Source organism: Collinsella tanakaei, assembly GCF_021531055.1.
Taxonomy (GTDB): domain Bacteria; phylum Actinomycetota; class Coriobacteriia; order Coriobacteriales; family Coriobacteriaceae; genus Collinsella; species Collinsella tanakaei_B.
Window position 1 is genome coordinate 1 of sequence record NZ_JADYTL010000011.1, and the last position, 25,341, is coordinate 25,341.

A 25,341-nucleotide genomic window follows, 5' to 3' on the forward strand; every position below is an offset into this window, starting at 1 on the left:
GGGCGCTCCTGCGCCATGATTCGCAAGGGGGGAGGGGTGATGGGGACGGTGACCGCGTGAATCCATCTTGAGTGCATGTGGAATAGGGTAAGTATGGTGGTAAACGGCGAAGCAGAAGATGAAGCGGTCCTCTCACCCGCGCCGACAATTACTGAGTGGGAGTGATTCTCCCCTCAAAATAATCTGCAACGCTCTGAACCAGAAACCAACATCCCCGCAGGTAAGAAAGGGTTTTTCTCCGAGGGAGGAAAACCCTTTCTCTGACTTCAGAACACTCCGCTCGGGTTTATTCGTACCGGAATCCGCACCGCCCCAGAGGGTTCCGGAGTCCCCATCGAAGGACAAGACCAAAGGTATCGGCGGCGATCACATCGTTCGCCTCTATCTCGACCTCTACAGTTTTCCCTCGGTTTGTCAGGATGGGCTGCTGCTACCCTTCGTTTCCCATGCGCGCATGCCATGTTCCACAGCCTGCCTTTACAGGGATGCAACAATAAGGCGTGGGAGGCGAACGGAGGGGATGCGACATGGGTATTCGGGCGTCAATCGGCTTTACGACATACCGTTTGGAGGATCTTGAGCCGAACGAGCGCGAGTCCCTCACATCATGGAGACGGTGCGGAGGCGGGCGCCCCGTCTTCATCGAGCCGCGCATGGTGGATGAGCTCGTAAGCTATCTGCTCGACCGTGCGGAGTCCGGTCCCTTTGACGATCGGCGCTTCTCTCTGCTCCGACAGTAACTTCCCGCCTCGGACAGCAGATCGTGGCATGGGCTTTGAAGCAGGAGGCAGCTACGCTCAACTTCGCCGCGGTCGGTGCCGCTTGGCCCGGTCCGGCGGTCTACGGTTACGATGACGGCGAGGAGGAGCCGGTCGCGGCCTGCGAGCTTCTCGCGGAGCTTTCCCGTGGTGGAAAAGGTCCGGGAGACATCCTTTTTGGATCCGACGAGGTGGCTGTGCCGGGAGACCTTGCCGTCGGCGTGCCGTCACGCCTTCTCGAAGGCGACCGGAAGGTGTACGCCGTCAGGCAATTCGACGAGTATGGGTCGTATCTCCTTTGTGCCGGCGAGTCCCGTCGTGCAAGCCTGTTTGCCAAGCTTATCGTCGACGAGCAGGGGTTCGAAAGCCATGCGTGAAGCTTCGCCGACAACGGCGATGCCGAAGTCGCCGCCGATGGCCGTTCGGCTGACTTTGACGATACGTTTGCTCTGCTCGCGATCGAGGGGAATTTCATCGAGTTCGACGAGCGGGGTCGTTTGCCCCTTGGAGATACGGGCCTTGACGGGTTGAAGCCGGGTGCGCATCTTGGTATCGGCGGTAACGGGGAGACCTTCTTCATCGCCGAAAGCGGACAGGAGAAGAGGCGAAGCGCCCAGGCGGAGGAGGACCTTTCGGAGATGTGCTTCGAGGGGTGGCGATGCGCCGTGATCGGTCTAGCGAAACGAAGACCGGGTGAGCGTCCGGAGTTGTTGGCGGCTGGCGCCTCTCGTTGCGCATCGCCGGGCCTAATCGCCGCGTTACCCCGCAGGATCCGATGTTCCCGTTATGATGCCCGTGGCGGTGCCCCCGATGCCATCATCTGCTTTCGAGGTGCGGCCTGCATCTGAGATACCATAACCCCGGGAATTACGAGCAGGGGAGCGTGCCATCATGCAAAAGACCAATGCCGGGTTCGGTTCTCGCGGACCGCTGCTGTCGCTGGCGCCCATGGAAGGGCTCACCGGGCACACCTTCCGCCGGATCCATGCGGCATGCTTCGGCGCGCTCGACCGCTACTACACGCCGTTTCTCACCCCGCCGCGCGTGGGCAGCTCGTTCGGCAAGCGCGACCGCGGAGAGGTCGATCCGGGCAACAATGCGGGACTCGACGTCGTGCCGCAGCTGCTCACGAAAAACGCCGACGAGTTCGTATGGGCAGCTGAGCTTTTGGCGAAGATGGGGTACCGGGAAGTCAACCTGAACGTCGGCTGCCCCTCGGGGACGGTGGTCTCCAAGGGCAAGGGAGCGGGCTTCCTGCGCTCCCTGGACGAGCTCGATACGTTTCTGGGCGAGGTTTGCCGGAGGTCCCCCATCCCGGTGTCCGTCAAGACGCGGATCGGCATCGCGGAGGATGCGGAGTACGACGAGATCCTCGCGATGTTTCGCCGCCATCCGCTCGCGGAGCTGATCGTGCACCCCCGCGTGCAAAAGGATCGCTACCGCGGTATCCCGCGCTGGAAGCCCTACGGCGAAACGTTGCGAACGGCGCCGTTTCCCGTGGCGTATAACGGCGATATCTTCACCTGCGGCGATATGGATGCGTTGCTTGCGGCATACCCGGAGACCCGTCACGTGATGCTGGGCCGGGGCATCCTCGCCAACCCTGCCCTGGCGCGCATGTTGGGCGGGGGACCGGCGCTCACGCTTGCCGAGCTCGAGGGGTTCCATGACAAGCTGTTTTGCACCTACGAAGCGGAGATGGGCGGCAACGCGGTCTTTCGCATGAAGGAATGGTGGTTCTATGCCAAGTGTTCCTTTGCCGACCCGTTGTCGGTTCATCGTGCGGTCAGGAAGGTGCGCACGGTCAAGGATTACCGCGCCGCCACCGAAACGATATTCCGTAACGGCAAGCTCGCGGATGCTCCCGGGTTCCGCGCGACGTAAGAAGGCTTCGGGTCGTCTCCCGTTTGCCCGCATGCTTCGGACGGGCATGATGACGCGCGCGCCTGCGCATCGCCAACGACTGCGGCCATCCCTGTGTGCGGGCATCGGGCTTTCGACGGCTGTGATGTTTTACACGCGGCTGACCAAACCGTCCGCCCCCTCTGGTAAGGTGTGCCCAACACGATAATCGGAAAGGCATATCACATGGCACAGGATGCAGCGCAGCTGGCAGGGCACACGGACAACGGTATCATCGCGTTCGAGGGGCTTCCCAACACCCGCGATCTGGGCGGCATGCCCGCACAGGACGGACGTCGCATCAGGTCGCACCGCCTGCTGCGTTCCGGTCTGCTCGCGCGCGCGACCGATACCGACCTGGTGCGCCTGCGCGACGAGTACGACTTGCGGCTCGATATCGACCTGCGCACGAACGAGGAGTGTTCCGAGCGTCCGGACCCCACCGACGCGTTTCCCGGTCTGCGGTTCGTGCATCTGCCCGTCTTCGAGGAGCCGGCGGCGGGTGTCTCGCGCAGCCAAACCGATATGGACCGCGTCCGCGGCCAGATATTGCGCGGCGAGGTCGGGCCCGCACAGCTCATGATCACCCTGTACCCGCACATGCTGCTCGATGATTGCGGGATCGCGGCGTACACGACGTTTTTCCGCGAGATTCTCGCCAGTACCGAGGGTGCTGTGCTGTGGCACTGTACGGCCGGCAAAGATCGCTGCGGCATGGCGAGCGTGTTCATCGAGTGTGCGCTCGGGGTGCCGTGGGGGGTCATCGAGGCGGACTACATGGCCACGAACCGCTTTTACGACATCGCAGTCGAGGACGGTATCCCGGCGGATCCCTTCGAAGGCGTGGATCGGCGTTACCTCGCCGCCGCGGTCGACGCCGTGGATCGGGAGTTCGGCGGCATGCTCGGCTACATCGAGCGAGCGCTCGGCGTCGACGCCGAGGCCCGCGCCGAGCTTCGTGCCCGCTACCTCCACGAATAGCGCGAGCGCAATCGTTCGACGGGAACGGGCCGCGCGGGGTCGATCGCGCACGGCCGGGTGTCGTGGACATCAAGAGAGGCAACTTGCTGAAATTGCACTTTTCGGGGGTTTTGAAGCCCCTGAAAGATAAGTCCGTTTTGGCCGGTAATGAAATCACAGGTAGGTGGCTGTGTCAAAACGCCGAAAAGCTCGGACGCTTCCGTTCGGACTCGAAACCCCCCGAAAAGTGCAATTTCGACAAGTTCGCCCTCAACGAGCGCCGGACTCGTCGCCGGTTGCGGGCTCTGGAGTCCGTGCGAACCGTTGGCTGAATCGCATCGCCACGCGCTCTGCCTGTGGAACAATAGGGGCCGTTGCGTTTCGCCTCAAGGAGGATATATGCTCAAACGGTTCCTGCCCGCCTTCGTATCCCTGTTGCTCGCCCTGCTGCTCGCGGCGTGCGGTCAGCCGGCGTCCCATACCGGTTCGTATGTCGAGCTCTCGGACGAGCCGACCGTCGAGCAGTCGTCGTTTACCGACGACGAGGTCGCCTATGCCGAGGACAACCTCGGATACGAATCGTACAGCGACCTCGACGAGTTGGGGCGCTGCGGTGTTGCTCAGGCGTGCCTGGGGCCCGAGACAATCCCCGATTACGGCGAGGAGCGCGAGAGTATCAGCGAGGTGCACCCGACCGGCTGGCATTCCATCCGCTACGATTTCGTCGAGGGCGAATCGCTCTACAACCGCAGCCACCTGATCGGCTGGGCGCTTTCGGCCGAAAACGCCAACGAGCGCAACCTCGTGACGGGCACGCGCTACATGAACGCCGATGTCATGCGTCCCTACGAGGAGGAAGTCGCCGACTACATCTACGACACCGACAACCATGTCCTGTATCGATCGACGCCGGTGTTCGAGGGCGACGAGCTGGTGTGTCGCGGCGTCCAGGTCGAAGCCTACTCGCTTGAGGACGACGGCCGCGGCATCGATTTCTCCGTGTGGTGCTCCAACGTGCAGCCCGGGGTCGAGATCGACTACGCCACGGGTGAGGTGCGCCTGTCCGACGAGGATGCGCAGGCTGCCGACGATGCAGCTTCGAGCGAGGTCGACACCTACGTGCTCAACACCAACTCGCACAAGGTCTATGAGTCGGATTGTCCGGGTGTCGAGGATATCGCGCCGTCCAATCGCGAGGAGTTCACCGGGTCGCTCGACGAGGCGGAGCGCATGGGCTACGCCCCGTGCGGCCAGTGCCTGGCGTAGGCCGAACCCCCGGCGACGGCCCGTTCGCATCAACCGGTCGCTCATCCGGCGTATACGCAAAGGGGCCAAGACGGTCGGCGCGGTGCACCTGATGCGCCGGTCCATGCCGCAATCGTGTGCATTCTCCCATATAGCTCGGCAATCTGCGATTTTGCCCGCGCGCACGGTTGCGGCATTCTATACTATGCGGGTTCGCAAAACCAATCAGGAGGGCATGGTTATGGGCGGATTCTTTGGCGCGGCGTCGAAGCGTGACGTCGTGCTCGATGTGTTCTTCGGCGTCGACTATCATTCGCATCTCGGCACGCGTCGCGCCGGCATGGTGTTCTGTGAGGGCACGGGCGGGTTCCAAAAGGAGATCCACTCCATCGAGAACACCCCGTTCCGTTCGCGCTTCGACGCGGATCTCGCGCGCTTCCACGGTACGAGCGGCATCGGATGCATCAGCGACACCGATCCCCAGCCTCTGCTGGTCCGCTCGCGTCACGGCGTGTTCGCCATCACGACCGTCGGCATCATCAACAACGCCGACGAGCTCATCCAGCAGCATTTCGAGCGTGGCGGCGCCCAGTTCATGGCCATGAGCTCCGGTGCGGTGAACAACACCGAGCTCGTCGCGGCACTCATTAACCAGAAGGAAGACCTGGTCGAGGGCATCATGTACGCCCAGAGCGTGGTCGAGGGCTCGCTCACCCTGCTCGTCATGACCGAGGACGGCACGATCTTCGCGGCGCGCGATCGCATGGGTCGCCTGCCCGTGCTGATCGGCCGCGACCTCAACGGCGAGGGCTACTGCATCTCGTTCGAGTCGTTCGTCTACCACAAGCTCGGCTACGAGGATGCCTACGAGCTCGGCTCGGGCGAGATCGTGCGCATCACCGCCGACGGCTTTGAGACCGTGGCGCCCGCGGGCGACCAGATGAAGATCTGCGCGTTCCTATGGGTGTACTACGGCTATCCCAACTCCAACTACGAGGGCGTCAACGTCGAGGTCATGCGCTACCGCAACGGCCAGATCATGGCGCGCGACGAGGCTGCTGCCGGCACACTGCCCGACGTCGATTACGTCGCGGGCGTGCCCGACTCGGGCATGCCGCACGCCATCGGCTATGCCAACGAGTGCGGCGCCACCTTCGCCCGCCCGTTCATCAAGTACACGCCCACGTGGTCGCGCTCCTTCATGCCCACGAACCAGAGCGTCCGCAACCGCATCGCCGAGATGAAGCAGATCCCCGTCCCCGAGCTCATCAACGGCAAGAAGCTGCTGCTCGTCGACGATTCCATCGTGCGCGGCACACAGCTCGGCAAGACGGTCAACTTCCTGTACGAGTCGGGTGCCAAAGAGGTGCACATGCGTTCCGCGTGCCCGCCGATCATGTTCAGCTGCAAGTACCTGTCGTTCTCGCGCGGAAAGTCCGACATGGACCTCATCGCCCGTCGTGTGGTGCGCGAACTTGAGGGTCCCGAGGGCGACAAGCATCTGGACGAGTACGCCGACAGCACGACCGAGCGCGGCGGCTGCCTGCTGCGCCGCATCTGCGAGCAGCTCGGCTTCGACAGGCTCGGCTACCAGTCCCTGCCCGGCATGCTCGAGGCGATCGGCATCGATCCCACCAAGGTGTGCACGTACTGCTGGGACGGCAAGGAGTAGGTCGGTCCGGACCGCTCGAATGGCGGTTTCGGGGCGCCACAAATCCAAAACACCGTTTACGGTTCGGTTTTGAGGCGCCCTGGCGAGTAGACCGCCATCTTGCAGCAAGAAACCTGCAGGTAGGGAGGGTACGATAATCCGGTCTACTCGGACGGTCGCCCAAAAACCGAACCCTAAACTTCCGTAATGGTTTCGGCGGGTAGACGGATAATGTAAAACGCTAAAAACGAGCGGGGCGCCCGGTGCAGCCGGGCGCCCCGCTCGTCTCATGAGATGCCGCGCGTCCGGCGCCTCATGTCATTCCGGGAAATCCCGTCTGCCGCAATGCCTCGTACAGCACGATCGCGGCAGCATTCGAGAGGTTGAGCGCGCTGATGCGGTAGTCGTCCGGATCGACGAAGTTGCCGCAGATATCCTGTCGCAGCAGGGGAGAGGTGCCATCGTCTCCATCATCGGGGTGTAGCGAGCGCTCATGCGCCGCCCAAGCGTCCCGGTTGTCCAGCGACGCGTCATCGGCAAGCATCGGGATACGCTCGCAGCGCGTCGGGGCGCAGGCGAGCAGCTCCTCGGGGATGCCGGTGCTCTCGCTGCCGAACACCAGATAGTCGCCATCGCGATACGTGCTTTGGGCATACGTGCGCCGCGCCTTCTTGGTGAGCAGGTGCAGGCGCTCGTCACGTCCGTCCTCGGCAAGCCCGCAGCGCTTCAAAAAATCGTTCCACCCCTCGTAGACGGTGACGTCGAGGTTCTCCCAATAGCCGAGGCCCGCGCGGCGCAGCATCCGATGGTCGAGCGAGAATCCGAGCGGCCCGATAAGATGCAGGCGCGCCCCCGCAACGACGCAGGTTCGCCCGATATTGCCGGTATTCGCCGGGATCTCCGGCCGATACAGCACGACGTTGAGCATGCCCGCACATCCTTTCGAGAGCGTTTGCGACCCCATCTACGGTATCACGCGGCGCGCTGTACCGTGATGTACATATCCCGTGCATGTGGCCCGCGCCGCGTCCCGTTACGCTACTATCGTGTGGCGCGCCCGCGCGCCCGACCGGATACCGAACGAAGGGATGACCCCGATGATCAAGGAACTCATCAACGACGACGCCGTGCTCTCACAGCCGTGCGAGAAGGCGACCGCCGACGACGCCGCCATCGCGCAGGACCTGCTCGATACCATGGCCGCGACCGAGGACGCCGCGTGCCTGGCCGCCAACCAGATCGGCATCGCCAAGGCCGTCGTCGCCTATGTGGACGACGAGGGCGTCGCGCACGTCATGTACAACCCCAAGCTGCTGCTGGGTCTCGGCGCCTACAAGGCGGTCGAGCGCTGCCTGTCCCACGACGAGGACTTCAAGGTCACGCGTTTCGCCAAGGCCAAGGTGAGTTTCGAGGAGCTCGTCGACGGCGAGCTCCAGCCGCGCCGCCGCGACTTCACCGGCTGGGTCGCCCAGATGATCCAGCATATGATCGACCACTGCAACGGCAAGCTGGTCTAAGCGCGTCGATGAGGTTCCTACTCAATTTCACCGATGAGTTCGCGTTGGCGATCGGTCTGTGGCCGATCGCCTCGCTTGTGCTCACCCTGCCGATCCTGGCATATCTCTACCACCGCGACGGCCGTCTGCGCGCCTGGTCGGCGGTCGGCGTGTACCTCGCCGTGCTGTACCTGCTATCGCTCGCGTGCTTCACGCTCTATCCGCTGCCGAGCGGCACGTCGGGTCCCGGTATCACCTACGGCATCGCGCCCCAGCTCAACCCTCTGCGCTTCATCAACGACGTGCGCTACGGCGGCGCCGCGGCGCTGTTCCAGATTCTCGCCAACGTGGTGTTCTTCATGCCGCTCGGCTTTTTCTGCCAGCGCATCTTCCGCCGCGGCCTCCTCGCGTCCGTGATCGTCGGGTTCCTCGCGTCGCTTGCCATCGAGACCACGCAGCTCACGGGCATCTTCGGGCTGTATCCGTACGCATACCGCACCTTCGACGTCAACGACCTCATGTGGAACACCGGCGGCGCCGTCATCGGATGGGGAGCCGCCGCGCTCATCGCCTTCGTACTGCCCGTCGACCCCGAGGCCGATGATGACGAGGTCACCGACCGGCCGGGCTTGGTGCGCCGTTTCGTCGCGCTGTTCCTCGACCTGGTCCTGATCGTCGCCGCGACGGCCATCATGACGGCGGCCGCGATCTTCATCTCGTCGTGGTCCGAACCCGTGGCGAGCCTGTCGCTGGCGGTGCCCTGCGCGCTGTTCGGCGTATCCTACCTTGTCGTCGAGGGCATCATCCCATGGCTGCGCGACGGCCGCACGCCGGGGTCGGGTTTCGTGCACATGACGTTCGAGACGCGTCCGCGCTTCGGGTTCCGACGCTTCCGCTTCTACGTCGCCCGGCTCGTGCTGATGCCGCTGTTCATCGTGGTCTTTCCGCTCGGCATCGCCGTGCTGGTCCTCTACTATCCGCGCCGCCACCGCCTGCCCTACGACGCCATCTGATCGCCCGGCACCGCTCGCCCGGCCTGGCCGCCGCGCGCCTTCTACATCACGAGCGCCCAGGCCACGGCGATGACCACCGCGGGCAGCATGTTCGCGGGCTTGAAGGTCTTCTCCCAGATCAGGTTCACGCCGACGCAGAAGATGAGCATCGATCCCACGAGCGCGAGATTCGCCAGCGCCGCGTCGGTCATGAGCGGGCGCAGCGGCAGGGCGAGCAGGGTGATGCACCCTTGGATCACTGCGACGGGTAGGGCCGAGAAGATGCAGCCGCGGCCGAGCGAGGCGCTCATCACGCAGACGATCACGGCGTCGAGCGCGCCTTTCAGGGCGAGCGTCGACCAGTCGCCCAAGATGCCGTCCTGGATCGAGCCGACGATCGCCATCGCGCCGATGCTCACGGTGAGCGACGTGGACGCGAACCCGTTGACGAAGCGCGAATCGTTCGCGTTGCCGGTGGCACGCTTGAGCCATTCACCCAGCTGGACAAAGCGGTTATCCAGATCGATCGCCTCGCCGATCGCCGATCCGAGCGCGAACGAGACGATCATCATGGCGGTCCCGCCGCTCGCAAGATGGTCGCCCTTGATGGCGAGCATGCGCTCCAGCGTGCCGCCGAGGCCGACGAACAGCACGCACAGGCCTGTGGCCTTCATGATCGTCTCCTGCATGCGGGGGATAAGGAACCGCCCGCCGAGCAGGCCGACGATGCCCCCGGCTACGATGCAGATGACGTTGATGAGCGTGCCCAGCCCGATGACCATACGCTTCCCTTCGCTGTGCTCCGAGGCGTATCGCCGGGCTCCAGCCGTCCGCGCGATCGTCCCGCCGCTGGCATCGTAGCAAAATCCGCGGCGCGATGCGTTCCGCCCGGACCTATCGGCCGTGTGACGTCACGTCGCCCCCGCCGTCACTGCCGTGCTGTGCAATATAGCTCGCCGGGTCGATTGCCGGTATCGGGGAGGTGGCGTAGCCGCGCAGGTTCCGCGTGACGATCAGGCTGCAGCCCGCTCCCGTGCCGTTTCGGCTTGGACGGCGTCCTCGAAGTCGTCGATCGGCAGTCGAGCGCCGCCCTCTGCGTGTTGTCTGTCTTCATGCCACCTTGCTGCCTGCCGGGGAGCGCCGTGCCACAAGGGTGACCTCATCCGCGCCCCGCGTCTCACGCCCCATCCGTCGTCCCGCGCGTTCCGCGTGCGCTCGCGCATGTTCGGCGGCGCGCCCTCGCAGCAGTCCGTCCATCAGGGAGTCCATGGCGTTCGGGTCGCCGATCTGCGCGCAGGTGATGGGGATCACCTCGATATCGGGAAACGCGTCGCGCTCGACGGGAGCGCTGCACGGGTCGTCGACGATCTCAAGCGCAAGATGCAGGAGTGGAAGATACAGGGCCATCGGTTCCTCCTCGGATGGGTTCGGAATCTGCGTCACTCTCGTCCGTCTCAGTGCGTACGGCACCGGTCGGGTCGTATCGGACGGGAACGCCGCCGTGCGGCCATGCTAGCGGTCGATTCTTTCCAGATTCCATGCGCGGTCCTACAGATCCCCGACAACCGCAGGTAGAAGGGCGCACATCACACGGAAAAACGCCGAAGATCGCAAACGTGTCCGTTCATGAGCTTGTCACAATCGCGGATAGCACCGCGCGCGACCACGTCGTTCGCTATAGTTGGTTGGAAAAGCGCTTTATTTTGCTAAAGAGAGGTCGCCCATGGTCGACATCATTCCCATGGACCGCGAGCTGCAATCGTATCTGCGCGACGAATCGCGCAGTTCGGGCACGGCGGATTCCATATCCTTCCCGCGCGACGAGGGCGAGATCGTCGCGGTGCTCCGGCACCTGCGCGCCGTCGGCGGCGATGCGCCCGCCGCGGTGACGGTCCAGGGCGCGCGGACCGGCCTTGCCGCCGGTGCGGTGCCCGCGGGCGGTCACGTCATGAACCTCTCCCGCATGAACCGTTATCTCGGCTTGCGCATCGACGATGACGGGACGTATTGCCTGCGCGTCCAGCCGGGTGTGGTCCTGTCCGAGCTCCGCCGCCACCTGAAAAACAAGACGCTGCCCTCCCAGGGGTGGGCGCCAGAGGACCATGCGGCCCTCGAGCGCATGTACGCGGGTCCCGAGCGGTTTTTCCCGACCGACCCGACGGAGACCTCTGCCTGTCTGGGCGGCATGGCGGCGTGCAACGCATCGGGAGCGCGGAGTTTCCGCTACGGTCCCATGCGTGCCCACGTCCGCGGCCTGCGCGTGGTGCTCGCCGACGGCGATACGGTCTCCCTTCGCCGCGGCGAGGTTCGGGCGCAGGGGAGGCGTCTGCGGCTCACGACGGAATCCGGGCGCACGTACGACCTTGCGCTTCCCACCTACTATATACCGCATGCCAAGAACGCCTCGGGCTACTTCATCGACGACGACATGGATGCCATCGACCTGTTCATCGGTTCGGACGGCACGCTCGGCGTCATCTCTGAGCTCGAGCTCACGCTATCGGAGGTGCCTGCCGTCACGTGGGGCGTGAGCTGCTTTTTCAGCACCGAGACCGACGCCTGTGCGGCGACCGTCGCCATCCGCGCGGGCATCGCCGACGTCGTCGCGATCGAGTATTTCGACGCGGGCGCCCTCGATATCCTGCGCCATCAGCGCACGGCCGGCACGGCCTTCTCGACGCTGCCGATGCTTGACGACGCATGGTCGTGCAGCGTCTACGTGGAGCTCGCCTGCGATTGTCGCGATCATGCACTCGCCGACCTCGCGCATCTGGGCGAGCTGCTCGTCGCGCATGGTGGGAGTCTCGACGACACATGGGTGGCGAGAACCGATGCCGACCGTGAGACGCTGCGCTTTTTCCGCCATGCCGTGCCGGAGAGCGTCAACATGCTCATCGACGAGCGACGGCGCACCGATCCGGCGATCACCAAGCTCGGCAGCGACATGTCGGTGCCCGACGACCGCCTGCTCGACGTGATGGACCTCTACCGCACGACCCTCGCCGAGGCGGGGCTCCAGTCGGCCGCGTGGGGCCATATCGGCGATAACCATCTGCACGTGAACGTCCTGCCCCGCTCGATGGAGGAGTATGCGGCCGGCAAGCGCCTGTTCGCACGGTGGGCCGTCGAGGTCGTGCGCATGGGTGGCGCCGTCTCGGCGGAGCACGGCGTCGGCAAGCTCAAACGCGATTTCCTGACGACCATGTACGGCGAGGCGCACATCCGCGAGATGGCGGCGCTCAAGCGGCAACTCGACCCGTACTGCCAGCTCGGACAGGGCAATCTGTTCGACGTGCGGCTCGCGAAGGAAGGTGATCGGGCGTGAACATCGTGGTGTGCGTGAAGGCGGTCCCCTCCACGACGGAGGTCAAGATGGACCCGAAGACCAATACGATCGTGCGCGACGGGCGCGCCTCGGTCGTGAACCCGTTCGACGCGACGGCGCTCGAGATCGCCCTCCAGATCAAGGACGAGCGGACGGTTGCAGGCTTCCCGACGACGGTGATCGTGCTGTCCATGGGCATTCCCGCCACGCAGGAGCTTTTGCGCGATTGCATCGCGCGCGGTGCGGACCGCGCGCTGTTGCTGACCGATCGGGCCTTCGCAGGTGCCGATACGCTCGCCACCACGTACGCGCTCGCCTGCGGGCTGCGCGAGCTCGGCACGGTCGATCTGGTGCTGTGCGGCAAGATGGCGGTCGATGGGGACACGGCTCAGATCGGGCCCGAGCTTGCGGGTTCCCTGGAGGCCTCCTGCATCACCGACGTGCGGTCCCTGGTTCGCATCGACGACGCGTCCGTCGCGGCTTGGCATGCGACCGATGAGGGGACCGAGCTTATCGAGACCGACCTGCCGGCGGTGCTCACGGTGTCCAAGGATGTGGCGCAGCTGCGGATGCCGAGCATCGCGGGGGTGTTTTCCGCCGAGCGGGCGACCTGCGAGACATGTTCGGCCGCCGAGGTCGCCACCGATCCCTCGCGCATCGGCCTTGCCGGATCGCCGACGCAGGTCGTGCGGTCGTTCGTGCCCGAGCGCGCCGCGAGTGCGCAGGTGATCGAGGGGACCATGGACGAGCAGGCGGCACGCGTCGCCGCCCTGATCGAGGAGGCTGTCCGATGAGCGGATTGACGGTCGATCGCGAGGCCTGCATCGGGTGCGGCCGGTGCGTGCGCGCGTGCGCGAACGCGGGGATCGAGCTTGTGTGGGAAGGGCCGCGCAAGTTCGCGCAGGCGACCGATGCGTGCGTGTTCTGCGGGTCGTGCGTGGATGCCTGCCCGTTCGATGCGATCTCCATCAACAAGGATGGCGGTTCGGGCGGCGTCGACGTCTCGACGTTCCATGACATCTGGGTGTTCGCGCAGGTCACAGCCGACGGCTGCGTGCTGCCGGTCGCCTGCGAGCTGGTCGGTCGGGCCCGCGAGCTCGCCGATGTCCGGGGCTGTCATGTCGTCGCCGTGCTGGGCGAGGGCGCGGGCACGGCTGGTTCGGATAACGCCGAGCGCCTGATCGCCTGCGGCGCCGACGAGGTCATCCGCTGCCGCGACGCGCGGCTGGAACGGCTTGACACCGAGGTGTACGCGCGCTGGATCTGCGGGATGGCGCGTGACCGTCGGCCGGAGGTGATCCTGTACGGAGCGACGGCGTTCGGGCGCGAGCTGGCGCCTGCGGTCGCGGTGCGGTTGCAGACGGGCCTCACCGCCGATTGCACGGTGCTGGAGCTCGATTCCGCGACGGGGCTGCTGCAGCAGACGCGTCCGGCGTTCGGCGGCAACCTCATGGCGACGATCGTGTGTCCCGACCATCGTCCCCAGATGGCATCCGTTCGACCGGGTGTGTTCGCCGCTCCCGCGGGCGATCCGACGCGCGCAGGGACCGTGACCGATGTCGCGCTCGATGCGGGCATCGTGCCGCGGGTGCGTGTGCTCGCCGTCGAGCCGGCGGGAGCCGCGGCGACGATCGCCGATGCGGCGTGCCTTGTGGTCATCGGCCGCGGTATCGGGGACAAAAAGCAGGTGCCGCTCATGCGGGAGCTTGCGGCCAAGCTGGGTGCTGAGCTCGGGTGCACCCGTCCGCTCGTCGAGGCGGGCTGGCTCGAGTATCCGCATCAGGTGGGGCAAACCGGCGCGTCGGTGGCGCCGCGGGTGCTGCTGAGCCTCGGCGTATCCGGTGCCATACAGCATCTGGCGGGTATCGGCGGTGCTCAGACCATCATCGCCGTCAACGAGGATCCCGACGCGCCGATCTTCGGCGTCGCCCACTACAAGGTCGTCGCCGACTGCGTCGACTTCGCTCGCGCCCTTCTCGCCACGTGAAAGACGTCAGGCGATCGTTCACGTCGATGTCACACGAAGACGAGGTTGACGAGGGCCATGTACGACAGCGTGCCGGCGAGGATCGCCCAGAGCATGTCGCGCCGCCACACGTACACACCGCCGGTGACAAGGATGCCGAGCGCCTCGGGTACGCCATGGGAGCCTGCGAAGACGTCGACGTCTTTCAGGCAGTACACCACGAGCAGGCCGAATACCGCTCCCGGTAGCACGCGGCCCAGATAGCGCACATAGCGCGGGGCGCCGTTGCGGAACGCGACGAACGGCAGGGCGCGCGTCAGGACCGTCGCCGCACCCGCGACGAGCACGGTTATCACCTGCTGCAGGATCGTCATGGGCGCTCACCGTCCTTCCGCATCGTCGCGTGTGCTGTATATCGGCTCCAGCTTGGCGCGCGGCGCCGTGACGACGATCAGGATGGCGATCATCGCCGGAATCAAAAAGTTGTCCGTGCCGAATACGAGCAGGGCGGCGGCCGTTGCGATAAGCCCCGTGATCGAGCTCGCATGACACGGCTCGGACAGCCATTGATCGAGGAAGATAACCACGAACAGGGCGGTCATGGCAAACGAGATGCCCTGGACTGTCAGGGGGATCATGGCGCCGAAGATGCCGCCGAGCGTGCATCCGACGACCCAGAGGGATTGGTTCAGCAGGCTGACGAACGTCATGAACCAGCCGCGATCGACGCCTTCGGGCACGCGCGCGGAGTAGTTGATGGAAAACGACTCGTCGCACATCGCGTAGATGAGATAGGGCTTCTTGCGACCCATGCCCTTGAAGGGCTCCAGCATAGACAGACCGTAGAACAGATGACGCGCCTGCACGACGAGGACCACGGCGAACGTGGTGAGCGGATCGAATGCGCCGGGTAGCATCGAGGCCACGATGAACTCGGCCGAACCTCCGAAGATGGCGATGGACATGAGCGTCGGCATCCACCAGGGCAGGCCGAGCGAGCTTGCGTACACGCCGCAGGTGATGCCGAGGAACACGAAGCCGGCCATGATGGGGACGGAAAGGGGGAGCGCCGCGCGAAACGCCGCCGTCTTGGTGCCCGGTCGCGCCATGCCCCGCCTCCCATCTCTCGAATATCTGCAACGAGTCACAAGGATAGCGCAACAGGATGTAAAAATACCCCAGGGGTTTTCTTACAGATGTAAAAATACCCCAGGGGTTTTTCTACATAAGAAAGCCTCCCGTCTCACGCAGTTCAAAACACTCCAGGGGTTTTCTTACGCCGGGGTGAAGCCCCTGGGGTGCTTTATGTACGGTCGTCGGTTTTATTGCTCGAACACGGCGATGACGCGGGCGGGAAGGCCTGTGGCGCCTTCGATCCTCGGCCAGCTCACGAACACGATGGCCCCCGTCTCGGGTACCTTATCGAGATTCGCCATGACCTCCACCTGCAGGTGGCCGTGGTCGAGTACCCAGCGCTCGCAGGCAAGGTCATCGGCCTCGACGGCCAGATAGGACGCGTCGGTGTCGAACGTCTCGTGACCGTTCATGGCGATACCGCGTTCGTTGTAGAGGAACTGCAGCGCTTCCATCGACCAACCGGGGCAATGCTCGCCGCCCTCGTCGTCGAAGTTGTTGAGCGCATCGTTGTCCGGCCAGCGCAGATACCAGTCCGTGCGCAGCGCCACGAACGCGCCCTCGGGGATGCGTCCATGCTCGGCCTCCCACTCCTCGATGTCCTCGACCGAGATCGCCACGTCGGGGCCCTGCGCGGCGATCTTGGGCGTGAGGTCGATCACGACGAACGGCATGGCCATGTCGGCGGCACCGTATGCCTCCGAACCCACCGCACCGGGCGTGAAATGGCTCGGGAAGTCGACATGCGTGCCGAACTGTCCCGGGAACTTGTAGGTGTGGATGCGGCAGGACAGCATCTCCTCGTCGTAGTCGAACACCGTGCGGCAAAGTTCGACCGAGCCTTCCGGGATGCCTGCCCAGTACGGGCTGTCGTCGGTCAGCGGATGGGAGAGCTCCACCCACTGACAGCTCTTCAACTTGGCAAGATCGGGCCACAGGCTCATGGTGCATCCACTCCTTCGTGTCGGCGTTCGAACTTACCGAAGATGGTACCCGCTGACGCGAAATTACGTCATGACGTGACATGGGGCCAGACGTACTTTCACCTCCGGTCGACCTTCTTTCGTGACAAGATGGAGCCGGGTTCAATCTTATCGCCCTGTGAAAAACGTCAGACCTCACTTCACGCCGTAAACGGTCAGAAACGGGCAATACCGTTCACCGGTGCATATCGACCATTTACCCATGGTGAACGATAATGAATGAATGTGACCGATTCTGGTGCTATCCTCTCGTTGTGAAGGAATTAGAATGGTTTTGGATGGTTTTGACAGATTCCGTCCAAAGGATACGACGAGAGGAGCGCAGATGCTTGCAGAAGACCGTCTTGAGAAGATCGTTTCCCTGGTCAACGAGCACGGATCGATTACCGCAACCGAGCTCATGCAGCTGCTGGACGCCTCTGAGTCCACCATTCGCCGTGACCTGACGCGCCTGGCGCAGCTGGGTCGCATCGTGAAGGTTCACGGAGGCGCTACGGCGGTCAACCGCACGGTCGTTTCCGCCGATCAGACCGTCTACGAGAAGTACAGCGTTCATCTGGAGGAGAAGACGGCCATCGCCCGTTTTGCCGCCACGCTCATCGGGCCGGACGACTTCGTCTACATCGATGCCGGCTCCACGACCGAGCGTCTCGTCGACTTCATCACCGAGCCGCGCGCCACCTACTTCACCAACTCCATCTCGGTTGCCCACGCCCTGCTGTCCAAAGGTTGTCGGGTGCTCGTACCCGCAGGCGAGCTCAAGCCCGTCACCGAGGCGCTGGTGGGCGAGCAGACGGTGGAGACCCTGCGGCGCTACCACTTTACCGTCGGGTTCTTCGGCGCCAACGGCGCGACGCCCGACGAGGGCTTTACCACGCCCGAGACGGGGGAGGCGCTCGTCAAGTCGACCGCTCTCGTTCAGACGCTTCGCCCGTACGTGCTGTGCGATTCCAGCAAGTTCTCCATGGTCTCGCCGGTCACGTTCGCCGATTTCGACGACGCGACGGTCGTGACCGATACGCTGCCGTCCGGCCTCGAGGATTACGCGAACATCATCGTGGCGCCTACCACCGAGTAATCTGCCAGCGGAATCCGTCCCATGCAAAGGAGCTGCCCCATGATCCACACCGTGACGTTCAATCCCTGCCTCGACTACGTCGTGGGCGTCGACAACCTGACGCTTGGCGCGGTCAACCGCGTGTCGACCGAGGCCGTCATGGCGGGCGGCAAGGGCATCAACGTGTCCATCGTCCTGAAGAACCTGGGACACCCGAGCTGCGCGCTCGGCTTTCTTGCCGGATTCACCGGCGACGAGATCGCGCGACGTCTGCAGCTGCAAGGGGTCGACACCGACTTCATCGAGGTCAGCCATGGCATGAGCCGCATCAACGTCAAGGTCAAATCGAACGAGGAGACCGAGATCAACGGCATCGGACCCGATATCGCCCCGTCCGATATCGAGGCGCTCTACGCGAAGCTCGACGCCCTGACCTCCGATGACATCCTGGTCATTTCCGGCAGCGTGCCGGCAGCTCTGCCCGGCGACATCTATGAGCGCATCATGGAACGTCTCGAGGGCCGCGATATCCGCATCGTCGTCGATGCCACACGCGATCTGCTGATGAACGTGCTGCCGTTCCACCCGTTTCTCATCAAACCCAACAACCATGAGCTGGGTGAGATCTTCGGCGTCGAGCTGAAGACACGGGAGGACGTGGTCCCGTACGCTAATAAGCTGCAGGAGCTCGGCGCGCGCAACGTGCTCGTCTCCATGGCGGGGGAGGGCGCGGTGCTCGTCGCCGAGAACGGCGACGTGATCGAGAGCCCCTCGCCTAAGGGCACCGTGGTGAACTCGGTCGGTGCGGGCGATTCGATGGTCGCGGGCTTCATCGCCGGCTATCTGGAAAGCGATGGCAGCTACGAGCAGGCGTTCCGTATGGGCGTGTGTACAGGGTCCGCTAGCGCGTTCTCGCTGGGCTTGGCCGAGCGCGACCAGGTCGAGGAGCTGCTGGCCACCATCGACAAGTAGCGCACCATCCGTTCGCGCGAGGTGTCGCGCTCGTTTCAATCCATATGTTGTCAATCCGTCGAATCTCGGCGGTTGGACCGGCTTATGCCGGGGAAGGGGGTTACCACCATGAAAATCACCGAGTTGTTCAGTAAAAGCGGGGTGAAACTGGGGGTCGAGGCGGCAACGCAAGCCGAGGCCATCGACGTGCTGGTCGATCTGCATGACGCGAGCGGCAACATCAATGACCGCGACAAGTACCGTCAGGCGGTGCTCGACCGCGAGGCGCAGTTCAGCACCGCGGTAGGCGACGGCGTGGCCATCCCGCACGCGAAGACCGACGCCGTCGTGCGCCCGGGTCTCGCAGCGATCACCGTGCCCGCGGGCGTGGACTGGAATGCGCCCGACGGTAAGCCGTCCGATCTGATCTTCATGATCGCCGCGCCCGAGGGCCAGGCCAACGTGCACCTCGAGGTGCTCGCCAAGCTCTCGATGCTGCTCATGCATGAGGATTTCGGGGCCGCCCTTCGTGGTGCCAAGACGGTCGACGAATTCCTCAAGGTGATCGACGACGCCGAAGCGGCCCACGATGCCGAGCAGGCGGAGAAGGAGAAGAAGGCCGCCGAGGCCAAGGCCGCTCGCGAGGCCGCTGCCGCCGCGTCTGCCGCCGATTCGGCCCTGCCGCAGGTGCTCGCCATCACCGCGTGTCCCACGGGCATCGCACACACCTACATGGCAGCCGAGAACCTCGAGAAGGTCGCCGAGCAGATGGGTGTGACCATCAAGGTCGAGACCCAGGGCTCCGTAGGCACCAAGAACGCCCTCACCGCCGAGGAGATCGCCGCCTGCCGCGGTATCATCATCGCTGCCGACAAGGGCATCGAGCTCGGTCGCTTCAACGGCAAGCCGCTGTACTCCACCAACGTTTCCGCCGGTATCAACGATGCCGAGCGCCTTATCAACATCATCATGAATGGCGAGGCGCCCATCTGTCATGCCGAGGGCGGAGTGTCCGCATCGGCGGCGTCCGGTGCGACCGAGGGCATGGGCTCGACCATCTACAAGCACCTGATGAACGGCGTGTCGCACATGCTGCCGTTCGTCGTGGGCGGCGGCATCCTCAAGGCCATCGCCTTCCTGCTCGACACGCAGGGCATGGGAACTGCGGCGTACGGCAGCTCCACGCCGTTGGCGGCGTTTTTCAACCTGGTCGGCGGCACGGCGTTCGACTTCATGCTGCCCATCCTTGCGGCCTACATCGCCATGTCCATCGCCGATCGCCCCGGTCTCGCTCCCGGCTTCGTGGGAGGCTGGCTCGCCAAACAGGGTTTCACGCTCGGATATCTTGCAACGGCCATGGATGCCGAAGCGCAGGGTGCGCTCATCTCGGGCGGTTTCATCGCGGCGCTGTTCGCGGGCTTTGCAGCCGGCTATCTGACCCTCGGGTTCGAGAGGCTGTGCGATCATCTGCCCGAATCGCTTGAGGGCATCAAACCCGTGCTGCTGTACCCGCTCGTCTGCATCTTCCTGATCGGTTTCGTGATGCTCGCGTTGAACCCGATCTTCGCTGCCATCAACTCGTGGCTGACGGGCGCCTTGAACAGCCTCGGCACCGGCAATCTCGTGCTGCTCGGCGCAGTGGTCGGCGGTATGATGTCCGTCGATATGGGCGGCCCGTTCAACAAGGCGGCGTACGTCTTCGGTACCGGCATGCTGTCCGCCGGCACCACCTCCGCGCAGATCGTCATGGCCTCCGTCATGGTCGGTGGCATGGTTCCGCCCATCGCCATCGCCCTGTCCACCACGTTCTTCAAGAATCGTTGGTCCGCGGCCGACCGCAAGGCCGGCATCGTGAACTACATCATGGGCCTGTCGTTCATCACCGAGGGCGCGATTCCCTATGCCGCTGCCGATCCCGGTCGCGTGCTGCCCTCCTGCATCATCGGTTCGGCGATCGCCGGCGCGCTCTCCGCGGGCTTCGGCTGCACGAGCCCCGCGCCCCACGGCGGTGCCTGGGTGACGCCGGTTATCGGCAACCCGCTCATGTACCTTGTGGCGCTCGTGATCGGCGCCGTGGTGGCTTGCCTGATCCTGTCGTTCCTCAAGAAGCCGCTTCCGGCAGAGGAAACCGGTCTGGCCAAGTAATCGCCTCGCGCTCATCCGATTCCACCCCGAAGGGCCCCGTCGCATGGATGGGGCCCTTTTTTGACCTGATTTCACGCTCGAGTATCTGATATAGTACCTAATCAGATACATGATTCTGCTTTTGGAGGATACCATGACAGCCATTTACTCCTCTGCGGCGCTCAAGACCCGCCAGCGCGAGATCAAGGACGAGGCGATGAAGCGGGTCGTCCATATCACCGAGAACGGAAACGCCGCCTTCGTCTTTTGCTCGGAGGAGGTTTTCGAGAGCGAGTTGCGCCGTGCCCGCGAAGCGGCAGCCTATGAGGAGCGCATGCGCGCGGTGCTGGAGCGCGGGCGCGCGGACGTCGTGGACGGCAACACCGTCGAGGGGACCGACGCCGCGCTCGCCGAGATCGCGCGAAGGGCGGCTCACCGTGCCTAGGATGGTCTACACGGATGGCTTTCTGGACGATGCCGCCGCGGTATGGTCGGACCGCGTCCGGGGTCGCTTGGAGCGCATGCTGCGCGCCATAGAGGCGTTTCCGGAGATCGGCTCGTCGGTTATTCCTGCGTCGATTGGGGCGGCATATGGGACTCGCGTTCGAAAGGCCGTCGTCGAGCCGTTCGATCTCATCTACGAATACGACCCCGATGCCGATACCGTCATCGTGTACGGTCTCGTTCCGTTCCGTGCGGCACCGTAGGGCGACAAGATGGTGCCAGGTACAAACTTGTCGCCGGGGCAGAGCCGACGGGCTGTCCGGCCGACAAGATTGAACCCGGCACCATCTTGTCGCTGTATCACACGAAAAGGGCCTCCCGCGGGAGGCCCTTTGCTTGCGGTTCGCTCGCGTGTGTCTACGCGAAGTAGGCGACGCCGTTCTCGAAGATCGGCATGAACTTGTCGCCCGGGACGTTGGCGTACAGGCCCTCGCCGCGGCGCTCCACGTGGCCCATCTTGCCGAAGACGCGGCCGTCGGGGGAGGTGATGCCCTCGATGCAGGCGACCGAGCCGTTGGGGTTCACGTCGAGGTCCATGGACGGCACGCCGGCCGCATCCACGTACTGCGTGGCGATCTGCCCGCCGGCCACGAGCTTGGCGAGCACGTCGTCGTTGGCCACGAAGCGGCCTTCGCCGTGGGAGATGGCCACGGTGTAGGTATCGCCGGGTGTGCAGGAGGCGAGCCACGGCGACAGGTTGGACGCCACGCGGGTGCGCACCAGGCGGCTCTGGTGGCGACCGATGGTGTTGAACGTCAACGTGGGCGCGTCGGCGGTGGCGTCGACGATATCGCCGTAGGGCACCAGACCGAGCTTCACGAGCGCCTGGAAGCCGTTGCAGATGCCGAGCATGAGGCCATCGCGCTTCTGCAGCAGCTCGCGCACGGCCTCGGTGACCTCGGGGGCACGGAAGAACGCCGTGATGAACTTGGCGGAGCCGTCGGGCTCGTCGCCGCCGGAAAAGCCGCCGGGGATCATGACGACCTGGCTCTCGCGGATGCGACGCGCCAGCTCACGCGTGCTCTCGGCGACCGCCTCGGGCGTGAGGTTGTTGATCACGAAGGTGTCGGCCACAGCACCCGCGGTGCGGAAGGCGCGCGCCGTGTCGTACTCGCAGTTGTTGCCCGGGAACACGGGGATGATCACGCGCGGACGCGCGAACTTCTCGCCGGTATACACGTGCGGGGCCTCGGCGGTAAAGGTGATGGGCTCCACGGCGGGCAGCTTCGCCGCCTCATCGGCGGGCGTTCGGTAGGGGAACACGCCCTCGATCGCACGCTCCCAGGCCTCCTGCAGCTCGGCGAGGTCGATCGACTCGTCGGCGGTATCGAGCACATAGGCCTCGACGGTGGTGCCGAGCGGCTCGATGACGAGCCCCTCGGGCGCGCCCTCGAGCAGGGCGTCGGCGTCGTCGGAGAGCTCGACCACGAAGCTGCCGTACATCGGCTCGAAGAGGCTGTCGATATCGACGTCCTCGGCGAGCTCCAGGCCGATCCGGTTGCCGAGGCACATCTTGAACAGGGCCTCGGCGGTGCCGCCGTAGCCGGGCGTGGAGATGGCGAGCGCCGCGCCGGAGTCGGCGAGCTTCTCGACGAGTGCGAAGGCGTCGAGCAGCTGGGCCACGTCGGGACGCCAGTCCTCGCCGTACTCGGCCGGTGCGATGCGCACGACGCGGTGCGTGACGCCCTTGAACTCGGGTGACACGGCGCCGTCGGCGCGACCCACGGCGACGGCGAAGGAGACGAGCGTGGGCGGCACGTCCAGATCCTCGAACGAGCCGGACATGGAGTCCTTGCCGCCGATGGCGCCGATGCCCAGGTCGACCTGGGCCATGAGGGCGCCCAGCACGGCGGCGACGGGCTTGCCCCAGCGCTCGGGCTCGGTGCGCAGGCGCTCGAAGTACTCCTGGAAGGTGAGGTAGGCGCTCTCGTGATCGAAGCCGGCCGCCACGAGCTTGGCGACGGATTCGACGACGGACAGGTAGGCGCCGGCGAACTGGTCGGCCTCCATCAGGAACGGGTTGAAGCCCCAGGCCATCGCGGAGGCCGTGGTGGTCTCGCCGTCGACGGGGAACTTGGCGACCATGGCCTCGGCGGGCGTGAGCTGCGTGGCGCCGCCGAAGGGCATGAGCACGGTCGCGGCGCCGATGGTGGAGTCGAAGCGCTCGGCCAGGCCCTTGTTGGAGCACACGTTGAGGTCGGTGACGAGGCTCGTCATGCGCTCGGTGAGCGTGGTACCCGCCCAGGCGGGCTGCCATACGGAACGCGCCTCGACGTGCGCCGCCTGGTGCTTGGGCGCGCCGTTGCTGGCCAAAAACTCACGGGACAGGTCCACGATCGCGGTGCCCTGCCACGCCATGCGGACACGCGGCTCGTGGGTGACCTCGGCGATGACGGTGGCCTCGAGGTTCTCCTCGGCGGCATAACCCATGAACTCGTCGACGTCGTCCTCGGCCACGGCCACGGCCATGCGCTCCTGGGATTCGGAGATGGCGAGCTCGGTGCCGTCCAGGCCCTCGTACTTCTTGGTCACCTGGTCGAGGTCGATGTACAGGCCGTCGGCCAGCTCGCCCACGGCGACGGATACGCCGCCGGCGCCGAAGTCGTTGCAGCGCTTGATGAGGCGGCATGCGTCGCCGCGGCGGAACAGGCGCTGCAGCTTGCGCTCCATGGGGGCGTTGCCCTTCTGGACCTCGGCGCCGTCCTTCTCGATGGACTCGACGTTGTGCGCCTTGGACGAACCGGTGGCGCCGCCGATGCCGTCACGGCCGGTGCGGCCGCCGAGCAGGATGATCTTGTCGCCGGGGGCGGGGCACTCGCGACGCACGTGGTCGGCGGGCGTGGCGCCCACGACCGCGCCGATCTCCATGCGCTTGGCCACGTAGCCGGGGTGGTAGAGCTCGGAGACCTGGCCGGTTGCCAGGCCGATCTGGTTGCCGTAGCTGGAGTAGCCCGCCGCGGCGGTGGTCACGAGCTTGCGCTGGGGCAGCTTGCCGGCCATGGTCTGGGAGACGGGCACGGTCGGGTCGGCGGCACCCGTCACGCGCATGGCCTGATAGACGTAGCTACGGCCGGAGAGCGGGTCGCGGATCGCGCCGCCGATGCAGGTCGCCGCGCCGCCGAAGGGCTCGATCTCGGTCGGGTGGTTGTGGGTCTCGTTCTTGAAGAGGAACAGCCACTCCTGGTCCTCGCCGTCCACGTCGACGGTCACGCGCACGGTGCAGGCGTTGATCTCCTCGGACTCGTCGAGGTTCTTGAGCTGGCCGGTCTTCTTGAGGTACTTGGCGCCGATCGTGCCCATGTCCATGAGGCAGACGGGCTTCTCGTCGCGGCCGAGTTCGTGGCGGATCTCCATATAGCGGTCGAAGGCCGCCTGGACCACGTCGTCGTCGATCGCGACGTCGGTGAGGACCGTGCCGAAGGTGGTGTGGCGGCAGTGGTCGGACCAGTAGGTGTCGATCACGCGGATCTCGGTGATGGTCGGATCGCGCTCCTCGCCGCGGAAGTACTCCTGGCAAAACGCGATGTCCGCCTCGTCCATGGCAAGACCGCGCTCGGCGATGAAGGCGGCAAGACCCGCCTTATCGAGCTCGCGGAAGCCGGTGAGGACCTCGACCGGCTCGGGGTCGGGGATCTGGGTCGCGAGCGTCTCGGGCTTGTCGAGGGTGGCGATGCGCGCCTCGACCGGGTTCACCACGTAGTGCTTGATGGCGTCGATGTCGGCACCGGACAGGTCGCCCTCGAGGATGTAGACCTTGGCCGAGCGCACGGCGGGGCGCTCGCCCTGGCTGATGAGCTGGATGCACTCGCTTGCCGAGTCGGCGCGCTGGTCGAACTGGCCGGGCAGGAACTCCACGGCGAAGACGGTCGCGCCGGGCACGTCGGGAAGTTCATCGTAGGTGAGGTCGACCTGCGGCTCGGAGAACACCACCGGGCGGCAACGGTCGAACAGCTCCTGGTCGGCGCCCTCGACGTCGTAGCGGTTGAGAAGGCGGAGGCTCGCAAGACCGGTGATGCCGAGGATGCCGGTGAGCTCGTTTTGGAGCTGCTTCGCCTCGACGTCGAATCCGGGCTTCTTCTCCACGTAGATACGTAAGACCATGTGTTCCTGCCTTCCTGTGCGGTGCGGTCATGGCGGGGTTTCTGCGCGGCAGCGGACGAGAGCCTTGAGCCGGCAGGTTGCTAACCCCACCATGATACGACAGTCCCGTATGGAAAGGAACGCGGCGCGAATCCGCGAGGAAAAGTGGATGCGCACGCCGGCGCGGCCGCGGGGACGGGAACGCGGATGTCC

Annotated in this window: 23 protein-coding genes; 16 read left to right on the forward strand and 7 right to left on the reverse strand. The window is 65.1% G+C overall.

Annotated features, from left to right (window positions below):
- The first annotated feature begins 527 nt into the window (after nucleotides 1-527).
- The 6 genes from I6E04_RS09405 to I6E04_RS09430 all read left to right on the forward strand — a co-directional run bounded on the left by I6E04_RS09405 (nucleotide 528) and on the right by I6E04_RS09430 (nucleotide 6,537).
- Complete coding sequence (locus I6E04_RS09405; protein ID WP_235422938.1) at nucleotides 528-740, forward strand: hypothetical protein; 213 nt, start codon at nucleotides 528-530, stop codon at nucleotides 738-740.
- 35 nt (nucleotides 741-775) lie between these two features.
- Complete coding sequence (locus I6E04_RS09410; protein ID WP_235422939.1) at nucleotides 776-1,135, forward strand: hypothetical protein; 360 nt, start codon at nucleotides 776-778, stop codon at nucleotides 1,133-1,135.
- Between the two features lie 514 nt (nucleotides 1,136-1,649).
- On the forward strand, nucleotides 1,650-2,642 hold the full coding sequence (locus I6E04_RS09415) for a tRNA dihydrouridine synthase (protein ID WP_235422940.1): 993 nt from the start codon (nucleotides 1,650-1,652) through the stop codon (nucleotides 2,640-2,642).
- Between the two features lie 204 nt (nucleotides 2,643-2,846).
- Nucleotides 2,847-3,641, forward strand: coding sequence for a tyrosine-protein phosphatase (locus I6E04_RS09420; protein ID WP_235422941.1), 795 nt, complete (start codon nucleotides 2,847-2,849; stop codon nucleotides 3,639-3,641).
- 378 nt (nucleotides 3,642-4,019) lie between these two features.
- Nucleotides 4,020-4,886, forward strand: a complete 867-nt coding sequence (locus I6E04_RS09425; RefSeq protein WP_235422942.1) for a DNA/RNA non-specific endonuclease — start codon at nucleotides 4,020-4,022, stop codon at nucleotides 4,884-4,886.
- Between the two features lie 220 nt (nucleotides 4,887-5,106).
- On the forward strand, nucleotides 5,107-6,537 hold the full coding sequence (locus I6E04_RS09430) for an amidophosphoribosyltransferase (protein ID WP_235422943.1): 1,431 nt from the start codon (nucleotides 5,107-5,109) through the stop codon (nucleotides 6,535-6,537).
- Between the two features lie 292 nt (nucleotides 6,538-6,829).
- Here I6E04_RS09430 and I6E04_RS09435 read toward each other — a convergent pair whose 3' ends face one another.
- Entirely contained in the window at nucleotides 6,830-7,444 is a 615-nt protein-coding gene (locus tag I6E04_RS09435; protein WP_235422944.1) for a tRNA (cytidine(34)-2'-O)-methyltransferase, read from the reverse strand.
- 169 nt (nucleotides 7,445-7,613) lie between these two features.
- On the opposite strand from I6E04_RS09435, the gene I6E04_RS09440 reads away from it, so the two are divergent.
- On the forward strand, nucleotides 7,614-8,033 hold the full coding sequence (locus I6E04_RS09440) for a peptide deformylase (RefSeq protein WP_235422945.1): 420 nt from the start codon (nucleotides 7,614-7,616) through the stop codon (nucleotides 8,031-8,033).
- 8 nt (nucleotides 8,034-8,041) lie between these two features.
- A complete protein-coding gene (locus I6E04_RS09445) occupies nucleotides 8,042-9,025 on the forward strand; it encodes a VanZ family protein (protein ID WP_235422946.1) in 984 nt (327 codons plus the stop codon).
- A gap of 41 nt (nucleotides 9,026-9,066) precedes the next feature.
- Here I6E04_RS09445 and I6E04_RS09450 read toward each other — a convergent pair whose 3' ends face one another.
- Together I6E04_RS09450 and I6E04_RS09455 are read right to left on the reverse strand one after the other, a co-directional pair.
- Nucleotides 9,067-9,786, reverse strand: coding sequence for a DUF554 domain-containing protein (locus tag I6E04_RS09450; protein ID WP_235422947.1), 720 nt, complete (start codon nucleotides 9,784-9,786; stop codon nucleotides 9,067-9,069).
- Between the two features lie 328 nt (nucleotides 9,787-10,114).
- Nucleotides 10,115-10,411, reverse strand: a complete 297-nt coding sequence (locus I6E04_RS09455; RefSeq protein ID WP_235422948.1) for a hypothetical protein — start codon at nucleotides 10,409-10,411, stop codon at nucleotides 10,115-10,117.
- 316 nt (nucleotides 10,412-10,727) lie between these two features.
- Between I6E04_RS09455 and I6E04_RS09460 the strand changes: the two genes are divergently transcribed.
- The 3 genes from I6E04_RS09460 to I6E04_RS09470 are packed head-to-tail and all read left to right on the forward strand — an operon-like array spanning nucleotide 10,728 to nucleotide 14,316.
- Nucleotides 10,728-12,329 carry an FAD-binding oxidoreductase gene (locus I6E04_RS09460; protein WP_235422949.1) on the forward strand — a complete coding sequence of 534 codons (1,602 nt, stop codon included), beginning with the start codon at nucleotides 10,728-10,730 and terminating at the stop codon, nucleotides 12,327-12,329.
- A complete protein-coding gene (locus tag I6E04_RS09465; protein WP_235422950.1) occupies nucleotides 12,326-13,123 on the forward strand; it encodes an electron transfer flavoprotein subunit beta/FixA family protein in 798 nt (265 codons plus the stop codon). Before I6E04_RS09460 ends, I6E04_RS09465 begins: the two co-directional genes overlap by 4 nt.
- A complete protein-coding gene (locus I6E04_RS09470) occupies nucleotides 13,120-14,316 on the forward strand; it encodes an electron transfer flavoprotein subunit alpha (protein WP_235422951.1) in 1,197 nt (398 codons plus the stop codon). Before I6E04_RS09465 ends, I6E04_RS09470 begins: the two co-directional genes overlap by 4 nt.
- Nucleotides 14,317-14,345: 29 nt before the next feature.
- Here the strand turns inward: I6E04_RS09470 and I6E04_RS09475 are convergent, their stop codons facing one another.
- The 3 genes from I6E04_RS09475 to I6E04_RS09485 form a co-directional block, all read right to left on the reverse strand.
- Nucleotides 14,346-14,669, reverse strand: a complete 324-nt coding sequence (locus tag I6E04_RS09475; protein ID WP_235422952.1) for a branched-chain amino acid transporter permease — start codon at nucleotides 14,667-14,669, stop codon at nucleotides 14,346-14,348.
- Between the two features lie 6 nt (nucleotides 14,670-14,675).
- Nucleotides 14,676-15,404: an AzlC family ABC transporter permease gene (locus I6E04_RS09480; RefSeq protein ID WP_235422953.1), complete on the reverse strand. Its 729-nt coding sequence runs from the start codon at nucleotides 15,402-15,404 to the stop codon at nucleotides 14,676-14,678.
- A gap of 213 nt (nucleotides 15,405-15,617) precedes the next feature.
- Entirely contained in the window at nucleotides 15,618-16,373 is a 756-nt protein-coding gene (locus tag I6E04_RS09485) for a cyclase family protein (protein ID WP_235422954.1), read from the reverse strand.
- 364 nt (nucleotides 16,374-16,737) lie between these two features.
- On the opposite strand from I6E04_RS09485, the gene I6E04_RS09490 reads away from it, so the two are divergent.
- The 5 genes from I6E04_RS09490 to I6E04_RS09510 all read left to right on the forward strand — a co-directional run bounded on the left by I6E04_RS09490 (nucleotide 16,738) and on the right by I6E04_RS09510 (nucleotide 21,251).
- Nucleotides 16,738-17,490, forward strand: a complete 753-nt coding sequence (locus I6E04_RS09490; protein WP_235422955.1) for a DeoR/GlpR family DNA-binding transcription regulator — start codon at nucleotides 16,738-16,740, stop codon at nucleotides 17,488-17,490.
- A 39-nt stretch (nucleotides 17,491-17,529) separates the two neighbouring features.
- A complete protein-coding gene (gene pfkB / locus I6E04_RS09495; RefSeq protein WP_235422956.1) occupies nucleotides 17,530-18,441 on the forward strand; it encodes a 1-phosphofructokinase in 912 nt (303 codons plus the stop codon).
- 108 nt (nucleotides 18,442-18,549) lie between these two features.
- A complete protein-coding gene (locus tag I6E04_RS09500; protein ID WP_235422957.1) occupies nucleotides 18,550-20,565 on the forward strand; it encodes a PTS fructose transporter subunit IIABC in 2,016 nt (671 codons plus the stop codon).
- Between the two features lie 133 nt (nucleotides 20,566-20,698).
- Complete coding sequence (locus I6E04_RS09505; protein ID WP_235422958.1) at nucleotides 20,699-20,989, forward strand: hypothetical protein; 291 nt, start codon at nucleotides 20,699-20,701, stop codon at nucleotides 20,987-20,989.
- Between the two features lies 1 nt (nucleotide 20,990).
- Nucleotides 20,991-21,251: a hypothetical protein gene (locus I6E04_RS09510; protein ID WP_235422982.1), complete on the forward strand. Its 261-nt coding sequence runs from the start codon at nucleotides 20,991-20,993 to the stop codon at nucleotides 21,249-21,251.
- A gap of 154 nt (nucleotides 21,252-21,405) precedes the next feature.
- On the opposite strand, the gene I6E04_RS09515 is transcribed toward I6E04_RS09510, so the two are convergent.
- Nucleotides 21,406-25,149 carry a phosphoribosylformylglycinamidine synthase gene (locus I6E04_RS09515; protein ID WP_235422959.1) on the reverse strand — a complete coding sequence of 1,248 codons (3,744 nt, stop codon included), beginning with the start codon at nucleotides 25,147-25,149 and terminating at the stop codon, nucleotides 21,406-21,408.
- Between the last annotated feature and the right edge of the window lie 192 nt (nucleotides 25,150-25,341).